This window comes from Paenibacillus yanchengensis (genome assembly GCF_042684845.1).
Classification (GTDB): Bacteria; Bacillota; Bacilli; order Paenibacillales; family Paenibacillaceae; genus Pristimantibacillus; species Pristimantibacillus yanchengensis.
The window spans coordinates 94,929-108,296 of the sequence record NZ_JBHUMH010000062.1 but is presented as its reverse complement, the minus strand read 5'-3'; the positions used below and the strand labels follow the sequence as shown (position 1 = coordinate 108,296).

Annotated in this window: 10 protein-coding genes; 8 read left to right on the top strand and 2 right to left on the bottom strand. The window is 37.6% G+C overall.

All coding sequences use genetic code 11. From position 1 onward, the window contains the following. Positions 1-212 precede the first annotated feature (212 nt). Positions 213-983, bottom strand: a complete 771-nt coding sequence (locus ACFSTH_RS18825; protein ID WP_377772976.1) for an AIM24 family protein — start codon at positions 981-983, stop codon at positions 213-215. A 234-nt stretch (positions 984-1,217) separates the two neighbouring features. Between ACFSTH_RS18825 and ACFSTH_RS18820 the strand changes: the two genes are divergently transcribed. From ACFSTH_RS18820 to ACFSTH_RS18790, 7 genes are all read left to right on the top strand, one after another. Beyond that, positions 1,218-1,541 (top strand): DUF5713 family protein, encoded by a 324-nt coding sequence (locus tag ACFSTH_RS18820; RefSeq protein ID WP_377772978.1) that lies wholly within the window; start codon positions 1,218-1,220, stop codon positions 1,539-1,541. A 293-nt stretch (positions 1,542-1,834) separates the two neighbouring features. Continuing rightward, positions 1,835-2,764, top strand: a complete 930-nt coding sequence (locus ACFSTH_RS18815; protein WP_377772980.1) for an ABC transporter permease — start codon at positions 1,835-1,837, stop codon at positions 2,762-2,764. Between the two features lie 49 nt (positions 2,765-2,813). Next, positions 2,814-3,689: a carbohydrate ABC transporter permease gene (locus tag ACFSTH_RS18810; protein ID WP_377772982.1), complete on the top strand. Its 876-nt coding sequence runs from the start codon at positions 2,814-2,816 to the stop codon at positions 3,687-3,689. A gap of 36 nt (positions 3,690-3,725) precedes the next feature. Further along, the gene (locus ACFSTH_RS18805; protein WP_377772984.1) at positions 3,726-5,231 is read left to right on the top strand and encodes an extracellular solute-binding protein; all 1,506 of its coding nucleotides are present in this window, start codon (positions 3,726-3,728) and stop codon (positions 5,229-5,231) included. A gap of 23 nt (positions 5,232-5,254) precedes the next feature. Continuing rightward, complete coding sequence (locus tag ACFSTH_RS18800) at positions 5,255-7,153, top strand: hypothetical protein (protein ID WP_377772986.1); 1,899 nt, start codon at positions 5,255-5,257, stop codon at positions 7,151-7,153. 88 nt (positions 7,154-7,241) lie between these two features. After that, the gene (locus ACFSTH_RS18795) at positions 7,242-9,485 is read left to right on the top strand and encodes a helix-turn-helix domain-containing protein (RefSeq protein ID WP_377772988.1); all 2,244 of its coding nucleotides are present in this window, start codon (positions 7,242-7,244) and stop codon (positions 9,483-9,485) included. A 219-nt stretch (positions 9,486-9,704) separates the two neighbouring features. Further along, positions 9,705-10,481, top strand: a complete 777-nt coding sequence (locus tag ACFSTH_RS18790) for a zinc-ribbon domain-containing protein (RefSeq protein WP_377772990.1) — start codon at positions 9,705-9,707, stop codon at positions 10,479-10,481. A gap of 439 nt (positions 10,482-10,920) precedes the next feature. Here the strand turns inward: ACFSTH_RS18790 and ACFSTH_RS18785 are convergent, their stop codons facing one another. Beyond that, complete coding sequence (locus tag ACFSTH_RS18785) at positions 10,921-11,226, bottom strand: thioredoxin family protein (RefSeq protein WP_377772992.1); 306 nt, start codon at positions 11,224-11,226, stop codon at positions 10,921-10,923. Positions 11,227-11,615: 389 nt separating this feature from the next. Between ACFSTH_RS18785 and ACFSTH_RS18780 the strand changes: the two genes are divergently transcribed. Then, on the top strand, positions 11,616-13,334 hold the full coding sequence (locus tag ACFSTH_RS18780; protein ID WP_377772994.1) for an ABC transporter ATP-binding protein: 1,719 nt from the start codon (positions 11,616-11,618) through the stop codon (positions 13,332-13,334). The last annotated feature ends 34 nt before the right edge of the window (positions 13,335-13,368 follow it).

The following is a 13,368-nucleotide window of genomic DNA, read 5'->3' as shown; positions in this document are numbered from 1 at the left end:
ATTTATCGTATAAAGCTTCCGCTCCGAGTGTCTGTCGTTGACTGTTTGTACGTTTTATCGTATAAAGCTCGTTCCCAAGCGTCATTCCAAGTCCTATTATATATCGTCATCTGAGCAAATTAGTCTTTTATATGGTGTGGTGCAGCAATTAGCATTGTGACATTTATGGAACTTTAAACTAATAATGATGACCAACATATTCACGCACCAACTTAAACAAATCCTTTGGTAACAGGGGCAAGCCATACTTTACCTGTTCCACGGTAGACATTTACAAGCCCTTCGCCAGAAGCAGCCGAGCCAATTAATGATTTCCCTGAACGTTCCACAGTAAAGTCCAAACTACCACTCCAAGCAATTGCAAAGTTACCATCTACTTTGAGTACATCGTTTTGCAGATTAATTTCCACTAATTCTTCCTGCGGGCACGGAGACTCTAAACAAAGCACCCCGCTACCTATCACTCCCAAATTGAAAAGGCCTTCTCCTCCTGCAACTGCTGATGACAAATTAGAGCGCATCACCGCCTTATGTTTCAGTTTAGAATCACAAGCGAGAAACAATCCATCATCCAACACGATAGAGCCATTCCAATTATCAAGTTCTAGTAGAATGATATGTTTATAGGTGGGTTCTAATACTAATGTCCCGCTACCTGTATATTCTGGCTTAATTGCAGATTCACCCGTAACCTTCCCGCGAAGGCTTTTTCCAAGGAAATCTCCAATACCCTTAATGCCAGTTGTTGCATTAACATCTCCGACCGTCCACTGCATAGCACCTGCCTGCAACGTAACATTGGACTGTCCAAGATCGCAAATAACTTGACGCTTACGTACATTCATCGCATTACTATAATAGGCTTGCATCGCATTACTGGGGGTAACGCTTAAATCACGTTGGTACTCAATTACGGTAAAAGCCCCCAAACTAGTCAACGTCTTAATATCATCATTACTTGTAAAGTTTGAAATTTGATACATAAAAATTATTCCTCCCCGATTGTTTAAAATAATATGTAATGAATTGTTTAATGTTGAGAGCCTTAAAAAATATAAATATACTGTTTGGTTCATTATATCTAACGTAATTATGATTGTATATTCTTTTTACAATTCCTATAGATTTCATTGATTTACTGCCTTGAATCTACATTGTTTCAAGTGATAATATAATAATAACGGTTATGAAAATTCGGTAGTAAGGGAGTGAATAATATGGGCAATCCAAAAGATATTGCATATGTAGTAGATATGTACAATGATACCTACTATCCTGTTTTTTTAGTAGATAAAGTGAAAGCAGAGATTGAGAAAGTTGTCCAGTTTTTAGAAAGTGGTTCCCATACGATAACAGCTATTCAAGAAAAATTTGACGTTATGACGAATGCTATAAATGATTTAGCGGAAGAATTTGATGAGCATGACAGTGAAATCGAAACGGTTGCGCGTGAATCTATTGGAGATACAGTGGATAATATATTACGTGTATATGGTATCGCTATAGATGTAGAAACAGCTATTCAAGAAAGAGATTGGTAGATTGAAGTAAACTGAAATAGTAAGGAGTAAGTACACGAAGTTTCATGTCCAACATGATGCTTCGTGTTTTTTTCTGATGCTTCATAAAAAACGCTTCATAAATCGGAGGTGTCACTTGAAAATTCAACCTGATTATCAGGTTGGAAAATGATTATAGACGGCTACAAACGTGATAACGGCGCGGTTTAGTTTCTTTTAGTAGATGATTGAGTAAAGATTATAGACGGAACTAAACTTTAGCCTTTATAGTTTGGGTACAACAAGGAATTCCAAGAGAAGGGAGGGTATGATAAATGAGAAGTAGCGCTAGTCTTACACGTCATCCTCTATGGAAGCGTCTGAGGAGAGACCATTGGCTGTACCTCATGTTATTACCCGGTGTACTTTATTTTGTTTTATTTCGCTATGCACCTATGTATGGATTGTTAATTTCATTTCAAGATTTTCAACCTTTTCTAGGATTTGCGAATAGTAAATGGGTGGGATTTACTCATTTTGAACGGTTCTTCTCTGATCCGGCATTTACGAAGTTATTCCTTAACACCTTTATTTTAGCCATTTATAACATTGTGTTTTTCTTTCCACTTCCTATCGTTTTGGCATTAATGTTGAACGAAGTAAGAGTAAAAGCTTATCAACGATTTGTTCAAACGATCGTATATATTCCACACTTTGTTTCGTGGGTCGTAGTCGTTGGATTGGCTTATATCTTTTTATCAACGGATGGCGGCATAGTAAATGAAATTTTGTTAAAACTTGGTTTTAATGAAATTGATTTTTTGTTGAGCAAATCGTGGTTTCGTTTTCTTGTAACTTCTGAAGTGATTTGGAAAGAAACAGGTTGGGGAACAATTATATTTTTGGCTGCCCTTGCTGGTGTTGATCAAGAGCAATATGAAGCAGCGAAAATTGATGGAGCAAACCGTTGGAGAATGATGTGGCATATTACATTGCCAGCTATTCGTAGTACCATTATTACTTTATTAATATTACGACTAGGTTCCTTTATGGACTCTGGTTTTGAACAAATCTTCCTGATGTTAAATGCGATGAACCGCGAAGTAGGAGAAGTCTTCGATACGTATGTCTATATGGTCGGTATTCAAAATGGACAATTCAGTTACAGTGCAGCAATTGGTTTGTTCAAATCTGTTATTGGATTGGTACTTGTTATGGGAGCGAACAATTTAGCAAAACGTTGGGGAGAAGATGGAATATATTAAAAATTTTAGAGAGAAGCAGTAAGGAACAAGGAGAAAGGAGGAGAGGGAAATGTCTGATCGTTCCAAGAGCTCCCGTATATTTGATTATGTGAATTACAGTTTATTATTTATCATTTCGATGTGCGCTTTACTACCTTTCTTATATATATTAGCTGTTTCATTTGCGACGAACAAAGAAGTGCTAGAAACGAAGCTGTTGCTTTTTCCTACGACTTTTAGTTTAGAGGCATACCGCTACTTATTTTCAAGTGCGACTATTATTCGCAGTATATTTGTTACGATATATATTACGTTAATAGGAACAAGCGTTAATTTACTATTAACGGTTTTAATGGCTTATCCGTTAGCACGCAAAGAACTAATGGGTCGGAAAATTATACTGCTTGGCGTAACATTTACATTATTATTTAGCGGTGGCATGATCCCTACGTTTCTAGTAGTGAAAGAGCTACAGTTGCTAGACTCTATTTGGTCACTTATTTTACCAACAGCTATTAGTGCCTTTATTTTAATTATTGTAAAAAATTTCTTTCAACAACTGCCAGAGAGTTTAGAGGAAGCAGCGAAAATGGACGGTTGTTCGGATTTACGTATTTTGTTTCAAATCGTTTTACCGTTATCAATGCCTGTATTAGCGACATTTGGTTTGTTTTATGCGGTAGGTCACTGGAACTCATTTTTCAACGCGATTTTGTATATCAATGACTACGCCAAATGGCCGATTCAAGTATGGATGCGTCAAATTGTTATTTTGTCACAATCCGGAGTAGGGGATTCTTCTCAAATGGATGCAAGTCAAATTCCACATGCACAGACGATAAAGATGGCGACAATTGTTGTATCAACGTTACCAATTATGTTGGTTTATCCGTTTTTACAAAAACATTTTGCCAAAGGAGCATTGATGGGATCTGTTAAGGGTTAAGTATGATAATGAAACGATAACAAGGGGGAAATAAAAATGAAGAACAAGCGAAAAAGTACTATGATGTTGGTCGTTGTTATCATGGTCGTTAGTTTACTGGCAGGATGCGGTGGAAGTAATAATAGTAAAAACAATACTGCTGGAAATAAAGAAAGTAACGTACAACCAAAAAGTGACATATCGATTATGATGCCATTTTTCTCCAAAGAGCCGCCAGCTAATAATGAAGCAATTGAAAAGATCGAACAATTTACGAATAGTAAAGTTAATGTGACTTGGGTACCCGCTAATGGTTATCCAGAAAAACTAAATGCAACGATCGCTTCAGGAACACTTCCTAAAGTAATGGTCGTTATGGATATGAAAGCACCTATCATTGTCAACTCTGCTCAATCGGGAATGTTTTGGGAGTTAGGATCATATTTAAAAGACTATGAGCATTTGGCAAAATTAAATGAGATAGCTTTAAAGAATTCAGCGGTTGAAGGAAAAATATTTTCTATTCCCAGAGAGCGCGTCGTCGGTCGTAATGGATTAATTATTCGAAAAGATTGGTTAAACAATTTAGGACTAGAAGAGCCGAAAACAGTGGATGATTTGTACGAAGTGATCAAGCAGTTTGCTACGAATGATCCAGATAAAAACGGAACTGCTGATACGTATGGATTAACAGAAAATAAAGATTTGAACGTATTTAATTATGTGCTAGCTGCTTTAGGTGGTGCTAATGAGTGGTTGATCGAAGATGGTAAGTTTAAGTCTGCTTATGAGACAGACACCTATATGGAAGCATTGCAGTTTGTAAAGAAACTGATTGATGAAAAGCTACTGAATCGTGATTTCGCTATATATCCGAATCGTGATGATGATATTAATAATGGACGTGCGGGCATATCGTTTAACCCATTAGATACAACTATTAGTGGAACGTATGCAGAAATGAAGCAATTGAATACAGATGGAGAATTTACTGTGCTCGGTGGTTTGGATCAAGGGGAAGGGAAAAAAGTATTAGGCGGTACTGGTTTTAATGGTACGTTTATGATTCCAAAAAGTTCTGTGAAAACGGAAGAGGAACTAAAAGAAGTACTGACATTTATGAACGATTTGATGGAAGAGCCAATGATAGAGTTGTTTACTTGGGGGATCGAAGGTAAACATTTTACGAAAGAAAATGATACAATTACCGTTACTAATCGAGATGGTTATGTGGCGGAAGTTGATCCATTAACGCAATTAGTTTATTTAAACTATAATTATTTGTATACTGCGCAAAGTCAATCAGAAATAGGGAAAACGATCGAAAAGATTTGGGCAGAAAACGAAGCAAATGCTGTTCATAATCCGGCGCAACCATTTACATCACCTATGCAAGTAGAAAAAGGTACCGAGCTTACGCAGTTAATTTCGGACGCTCGTGTTAAATTTTTGCTAGGAGAGATGGATGAAGCGGGCTGGTCAGCAACAATCGAACAATGGAAAAGCAATGGTGGAACGAAAATAGCTGAGGAATTAACAGCTAGTTACGCAGCATTACAATAGAGGGAATAACAGGGGGAATAACCATGTGGCAGTGGCAAGGAGAAAAATTGTTTTATGATAATGAACTTATTGGTACTGCTTGCAGCAATGTACAACAAGACATCGCATATCGTGACGAGATAAAGTCGATCGAAGATGGTGTTTTTCAAATAACAAGAACACTGATGAATAAGGAAGCGACAGCTATATCGTTAACACAATGTCAGTTTACTTTTACGGCTGTCTACCAAGCAGAGGAAACGATTATACCCGCAGTTATGTACAATGGCAATAATTGGGGAGAGGGAGCAGAACCGAAAGGATACGAAGTAAATGGTGAACCTTATAGATTCGCCTATCATCGTGTAGCTATAGCTGGAGCCACTTATTCTGCTAGTAAAGAATGGGCGGTAGCATTGTTTGGCGGTCATCAAACGACAGCATTTGCTTGTGCGCTACAGCCAACAGATGAGGCAACATTACATCACTTATATTGGCCACTGCAAGAAGGTCCAAAAGTTTATAGTGCTCGTGGCATGTATTCTGAGGAATATAAGGAAAAAGTAGAACTAGCTCCGAATGAAACCGTCGTTTTAACGGCTTATCTAGTCGTTACGCGTCGTTCCGATTCTAAGCAACCTGGCTATGCCAAATTATTAGATATTGCATGGAGGCTAGATCAAGAGCAGCAAGAGGCTCGCAATTCGCCGCGAGTTGCCTATCATCAACCGGAAGCGTTGTGGAATTATGGCGTAACGTACGCTAGAGAGAGTCTATGGGCAGAAGATGGTATCTTTAAAGGGTTTTCTATTGGAATGATCGAACAAGCTGGAGAACTGAAACAACGACCTACGTGGAAATATAAAATAGGCTGGACTGGTCAAAATATTGCGCTTGGTTGTGCATTGTTATATGACTATATTCGTAATGGTAACCAAAGTTCTCTCGAAAAAGGCTTACTTGCATTAGATAGTTGGGCGGAGCACGCCCGACTTCCTAATGGGTTAATTCGTTGTCACTTCGACTATTTGTTAGCTGATCATCCGACAGATATAGAAATTCAAGATGCTTGCCATTTAGGAGCAGCAGCAACGCATTTCTTTGAAGCAGCTCAGTTGGTGGAACAGTGTAAAGTGGAAAAACCATTGTATCGACAAACAGCTCTAGCCATTTGCGACTTCATCGTACAAAGCCAAGCGAAATCTGGTCAGTTAGCAAAAGCATGGTACAACGATGGTACTGTTGCTGATCCAGAAGGTACAATCGGAGCTGCATTAGTAGAACCATTAACGATTGCCTATATAGAAACAAAAGAGGAACAGTATTTACTAGCAGCGAAACGTGCGTATGACTTTTATTATAATGAATTTTTGCTGACCGGTTATACGACAGCAGGTGCATTAGATTCCTCCTGCATTGATAAAGAAGCAGCGATCCCTTTATTAAAAGCAGGAATCGCATTGTATAAGCTAACTAATGAAGCTTCTTACTTGCAAGCAGCCGAAACAGCATCGTGGTATTTAGCGTCATGGCAGTGGCATTATTCAACGAAGTTTCCAACAGGTAGCCCTTTAGCCGAACTGCAATATGATACACATGGTGGTACTTCGGTTTCTACTTTGCATCATCATATGGATTCCTATGCGCTTGATTTCGTTACAGAATGGATAGAATTAAGTGAACTAACAGGAAACAAACAGTGGGCGGAGAGAGCACAAGCCGCTTGGGTTAATGCAACGGTTGGTATATCTGATGGTGATTTAATTGTAAATAATAGTCCGAAACGTCCATATGGTAGTCAAGACGAAGGATTTTACCATACCAATTGGTGCTTTAGTTCAGAAAAAGAACGATCGTTTTCCGTATCCGGTTGGCTCGTTGCATGGCCTACTGCCTTTCGTTTAAATGTATTGCGAAAAAATAGTAAGTGGGATAAACTGTGATAGGTTTGTTACTTCATACAAAAAAGCTGTCTATCAAGATGTACTGATAGTCAGCTTTTTAACATCGAATAATAAAGAAAGGGGAAACATGATGCCACGCTTTTTAAGTCGGATGATTATATTTTCTGTACTTGTTGGAATTATCCCACTGCTTATACTTGGAACGTTTTCCTACTTTAAAGCAACGCAAATGATTGAAAAGAAAGTACAGCAAGGCAATGGACAATTGTTATTACAAATGTTTACACAAGTAGAACAAAAACTACGTAATATTGATCATTTATTAACGCAGTTTGCAAGTTCTTCAGCAGTGACAAGTGCGATGGAATCTCCCATGGAAGCGACTCATTTTCAGCAGGCAAATTTAATTCAAGCAGACTTAAGTTACTTGCAAACGCTAGCAGTCGGTGTGCAGCGTGTTTCCCTGGTCAATTTTAAACAAGGATGGGTATTAACTAGAGATGGTGTGTATCGAGTAGATGCTGATCTATTATCGACAAGTTGGATGGAAGAGTATCGAGGGTTAAAGCAATATAGTTTATGGAAAACTGAAAAAGAGAATGAAAACTACATAGTGAATTTGGTGAAAAGTGTACCTTTACAGTCCAATGCAAAAGATGGCTTAGTCATTGTGCAGATGCCCGCCTACACGTTAAATCAATTTGTTATTGAGAACAGTGAGTTAGGTAATTTTTTTATACTGGATCGTGATCAACGAATTATTGCTCACTCTGATGCAAGTGTAGTTGGACAAGTGTTTGATATAGAGTCAGACGATTTGTTACTGCGGCAAAATGAAATAGTACAATACTATAATGAGAAAGAAGCAACAACTTATATTCATTCGGATTATAATGACTGGACATACGTTTCTACCGTTTCCCTGGCAACACTAAAAAAAGAATCACGTGATATTGGTTGGATGACTGGTATGTTAATTATTATTATAGTTGTAGCGATAGTAACGATTGCATTTATTGGCGCGAGAAGTATATATCGTCCTATCAAACAGTTACGTCAAATGACTACTGCGACGACAAAGCAACAAAGTAAAGATGATATTGCACTCATTGGACAAGCGATACAGCAACTACAACAGTCACAGCAACAAATCAATGATAAATTACAACAGCAAATTCCTCAGCTGACCTATTTGTTTTTAATTCGGTTGTTGCAGGGAGAATGGACGGAAAAGCAAATACAAGAACAGTTAGCTGAACTTAAATCAGCAGTTACATGGCAATCGCTCCGTGTTTTCGTCGTACAAATTGATGCGTTTTCTGAAACTAAATATGATTCCAAAGATCGTGATTTACTGTTATTTGCAGTTAGTAACATTGTGTCCGATTTAACTAGAGAAAACCATCGGTTTCAGCCTCTTTTATTGGAGGAGCGAATTGTAGTTATTTTTGGTGGAAATAGTGATAGAGAGCAGCTACAAGAACAACTGGATACGTTGCTGAAACAAATCCAGAAAGCTGTACTATACTATTTGGAATTACCTATTAGTATAGGAGTAGGTCGAGAGTTTACTCGTTTGATTGATGCAGCGGTAGCTTATCGGGAGGCAACTTATGCGCTTCGACAACGGGTGTTTGTGGAGCAATCAGCCATTATTTACTATACAGATCAGTTAACAGCGGTTGTAGAAGAAAGCTATCTTTATCCTGTTCAGACAGAAAAATTGTTAATCGATTCGATTCAAGCGTTAGATATGGATGGAAGTGAACGAGCATTACAGGAAATATTGACCTCCATTTCGAAAGAGCAATCAGTGAAGCAATATGAAGTGATGATTGTTAGATTGTTAGTTGCCATTATGAACATTGTTCCGGAAGAACAGAAGCATACTACCTTTTCGAAGCTCAGTGAGAAGTCATTGATTCAACAATTGCTCGAATTAAGTAACAAAAAAGATATCGAACAATGGTTTATTACGCATGTCATAAAGCCAATCGTCACCACACTTGAAGCGATGAAAGTGACACAATATGAAGAAATAGTGCTGGCAGTAAAACAAATAATCGACCAAAACCAAGGAGTAGACATTACGTTAGAAAAATGTGCTACGACTCTTAATTACCATCCCTACTATATTAGTAGAATATTTCGCAACCATACGGGGGTGACCTTCAGTGACTATTTAATGGAATATCGGATGAATCTAGCAAAGCGATGGCTACGAGACACCGATTGGAAAGTTTCTGAAGTAGCAACGAAACTAGGCTTTATTAACGCCCAAAACTTTATCCGCGCATTCCGCAAAATGGAAAATATTACTCCCGGTAAATACAGAGAACAGCAGGCGGGTAATAGTAAACAAGGAGATTAGTTTGAGTATGAATATACCCAGAGCTTCTGTTGAAGTTTTGGGTATCTTTGTCGTGTCAATCCATATTTAAAGCTATTACATGACATGAATAGTCATTTTAACTGTTAAATAGACAAAAAGAGAAAACAAAAAGTGGAAATATGACAATGAAAAAGAAGAATTACTGGTATAAACTATAGTTTGCAATAATAATAAAAATATAATACGTATGTAAGAAGGGTGATTAAATTGTTTTGCTCAAGCTGTGGAACGAAGAACAATGAGGGAATAGCGTTTTGTCCTAATTGTGGTATGAAAACGGGACAACAGCAAACTGCTGGTGGAATGGGTACAACAGAAAAAATAAATACTAATAGTGGGTACGGTTATATACCTCCTCCTAAAAAAAAGCGTAAAAGAAACTTACCTCTAGTCATCGCTTTTATTTTTTTACTTATTTTAGTAATTGGTTTGAATAATGCAAATCAGAAAACAGATCCAGATCAACAGACAGAACAAGTAGTAGCTTCTCCTGAAGAGTTAAAGGAGCAAGGATTAGCGTTTGATAAAGAGTCATGGGAAGACTATTTAGTACTTTACAATCATCATAAAGCATTCGTGCACTATATCGATGGTTATGCTGATGGACTGATCGGTAAATTGGATTTTTATAATTTTGCGAAAGAATTTGACAGCGTCATCTCTGCTGCAACTAGATCTTTCAACTATGGGAACACGGAAGATGAGAAGAATTACCTAAAAACATTCCGGACATTTGTTGAAGCAGAGAAATTAGCAGTCAAAGATTTGATTAAATATTTGGATTCTGATTCAGTGAAAAACTTATCAACGGCGCAAGACAATATTAAAATAGCTGGACAAGCAATTACGTTTATTCCAAGTGATAGAGTTGTATTATTAGCGAAATTAGGTCTTTCTGAAGAAAAAATTCAAGAAATAGGTGCGAAAGCATTAAAAGAGATTAAAGAGATAGATGATAAATGGGTGAGAAAATAACTATAGTTTAAAAAGTAGGGGGTGTACAGCAAGTCAGTGAAAACTGACTGCTGAACGCTCCCTTTGTTTAATTGTGAAAAATAGACATAAAATCGTCTTTTCACAAGAGATTGTGCAGATGACATGACGCAACAGGAGAAGTTTATAGGAAAAAACGTATAAACAGTCATGTAAAGTTGGCTGTAATGAAGGCTTTGTAGGAAAAATCGTATAAACGGTCATGTAAAGTCGGCCGTAATGAAGGCTTTGTAGGAAAAAACGTATAAACGGTCATGTAAAGTCGGCTGTAATGAAAGCTTTGTATGAAAAAACGTATAAACGGTCATATGCTGATGGTTGAAGTAAGTTAAGTTCGTATAATTGTGTAAATAGCTAGTATCCAATCTAATATTTCTTGCTGAGATGATGTTGCTTGGTATTTGGAAGTAGCACTACTTGCTTATTGTAGCTTCTCATACAAATAAGAAACAGAATACATGGTCAATAATGTTTCGTGTAAATTTCCTTGTTTAAATATAAGTAGTGCGGGGACGGTAGTAATTTGCCACTGTTCTAATTGTTGTGCGATAAAGTTAGCATTAATTTTATATAGGGAATAAGTAGGTTTCGCAGCTTGAACAACAGTTAACATTTTCTCGGCAACTTGGCATGTGCCACAAAACGGTGAAGTCAGTAATACAGCAATATCGGCATGATCTGCTCTTAACTGTTCTAACGTTTTATTGTCGATCTCTTGTAAATTCATGAACTATATCACATCCATCTATTTTCATCATTCTTATTATAACAGTAGCAAAAATAGATTGACAGTATGTAGGTGGTCATATACATTGATATACGTAGCGAGCTAATTATTCTGGGGTAAGCTTCCAGATAAAGTAATAATCATCGTGTTGGAGGTGACCTTATTTGTTAAGTAGCTACTATTCGAGCGTGCTGCAAGTAAGTAGTTACTATTATAAAAAAAGATAGATACTTTGGGCTACATTTGCGAAGCAACTGGCAGCTCTCCGTCTAAACAATATAAGGAAGAAGACAGTGGTAATCTCATTAGTCAGACAGCTTTTATGCAGGAGACCATGTTTAGTTGTAGACAAATGAAGCCTTCGTTATTAGAAGGGAGATTTTTTGTACATGTTGCGTCGTTTTTTTGCTTACTACAAACCATATAAAGGTTTGTTTTTGTTAGATTTCTGTAGTGCGGTAGTTGCAGGATTGCTCGAGTTAGCATTTCCTATGGCGATCCGTACATTTATTGATGATTTACTACCGAAGGGTAATTGGAACATTATTATTTGTGCAAGTATTGGGCTATTAATTATTTATGCGCTGAATACAGTATTGAATTATGTTGTTACGTATTGGGGACATATGCTTGGTGTTAATATCGAGACGGATATGCGGCGGAAGTTATTCGATCATTATCAAAAATTGTCGTTTCGCTTCTACGATAATAATAAGACGGGTCATTTGGTAGGCCGAGTAACCAATGATTTGAATGAAATTGGGGAATTAGCCCATCATGGTCCAGAAGATGCGTTTATTGCGGTAATGACATTGTTAGGTTCCTTTGCTTTAATGGCACAGATTAACTTAGAACTTGCTTTAATTACATTTATCATAGTACCGATTATGGCGTGGCTCATTATTATATTTGGTGGAAAAATGACCAAAACCTATCGTCGTTTGTTTGGTAATGTAGGTAGCTTTAATGCTCGAATTGAAGAAAACGTTGGTGGTATTCGCGTAGTTCAATCGTTTGCTAACGAAGAACATGAGAAGGAATTATTTGAAGTAGATAATGCGAATTTCCGAGAAACGAAATTGTCTGCTTATAAGACAATGGCAAAAAGTATTTCTATTAACTATATGTTAATGAGACTGATTACCATTTTCGTTATGGTCTGTGGTGCTTGGTTTTTCATTGATGGTAGAATTGAGTTAGGGGAATTTATGGCGTTTATATTGCTATCTAATATCTTCTTCAAACCAATTGAAAAAATTAACGCGGTTATTGAAAGTTATCCGAAAGGATTTGCTGGCTTTAAGCGTTACTTGGAAGTTATTGATACGGAACCAGATATTCAAGATGCCAAAGATGCCAAAGCAGTAGACGAGCTGCGTGGTGACATTCGTTTTAATCATGTACAGTTCGGCTATGAAGCGGATCGTCCGATTTTACGAGATTTGAATTTAACGGTAAAACCAGGGGAAACGATAGCTTTTGTTGGTCCATCCGGTGCAGGGAAAACAACGATCTGTAGTCTGTTACCTCGTTTTTACGATGTGACAGGTGGCAGTATAACGATTGACGGAAACGATATTCGTCAGTTAACTTTAAAATCGCTACGTAAAAATATCGGGATTGTACAGCAGGATGTTTTTTTGTTTGCTGGTACAATTCGGCAAAATATCGCTTATGGTGATTTGAAAGCAACAGATGAACAAATATGGGATGCGGCACGTCGAGCTTCGTTAGAAGAAACGATTCGCCAAATGCCAGAAGGTATGGATACGATTATTGGTGAACGTGGCGTGAAATTGTCCGGTGGTCAAAAACAACGTTTGGCAATTGCTCGAATGTTTTTGAAAAACCCACCGATCTTAATTTTGGACGAAGCTACTTCTGCGCTTGATACAGCAACGGAAGCGGCAATCCAACAATCATTAGCAGAACTATCCACAGGTAGAACAACGTTAGTTATCGCTCACCGTTTGGCGACGATTAAAAATGCAGATCGGATTGTTGTCGTTACAGAAGCTGGTATTGTCGAGGAAGGTAGCCACCAGGAGCTATTAGCCAACGATGGACTATACCGTAAACTTCATGAAGCGCAATATCAAATGGCTTAACAGCTAGTCTTTCATAGGATATCCCCTTCGCTCA

Bases quoted from the DNA above. Each gene is read 5' to 3' on its own strand.
- ACFSTH_RS18825 (WP_377772976.1), bottom strand. From the start codon at position 983: ATGTATCAAATTTCAAACTTTACAAGTAATGATGATATTAAGACGTTG.
- ACFSTH_RS18820 (WP_377772978.1), top strand. From the start codon at position 1,218: ATGGGCAATCCAAAAGATATTGCATATGTAGTAGATATGTACAATGAT.
- ACFSTH_RS18815 (WP_377772980.1), top strand. From the start codon at position 1,835: ATGAGAAGTAGCGCTAGTCTTACACGTCATCCTCTATGGAAGCGTCTG.
- ACFSTH_RS18810 (WP_377772982.1), top strand. From the start codon at position 2,814: ATGTCTGATCGTTCCAAGAGCTCCCGTATATTTGATTATGTGAATTAC.
- ACFSTH_RS18805 (WP_377772984.1), top strand. From the start codon at position 3,726: ATGAAGAACAAGCGAAAAAGTACTATGATGTTGGTCGTTGTTATCATG.
- ACFSTH_RS18800 (WP_377772986.1), top strand. From the start codon at position 5,255: ATGTGGCAGTGGCAAGGAGAAAAATTGTTTTATGATAATGAACTTATT.
- ACFSTH_RS18795 (WP_377772988.1), top strand. From the start codon at position 7,242: ATGATGCCACGCTTTTTAAGTCGGATGATTATATTTTCTGTACTTGTT.
- ACFSTH_RS18785 (WP_377772992.1), bottom strand. From the start codon at position 11,226: ATGAATTTACAAGAGATCGACAATAAAACGTTAGAACAGTTAAGAGCA.
- ACFSTH_RS18780 (WP_377772994.1), top strand. From the start codon at position 11,616: ATGTTGCGTCGTTTTTTTGCTTACTACAAACCATATAAAGGTTTGTTT.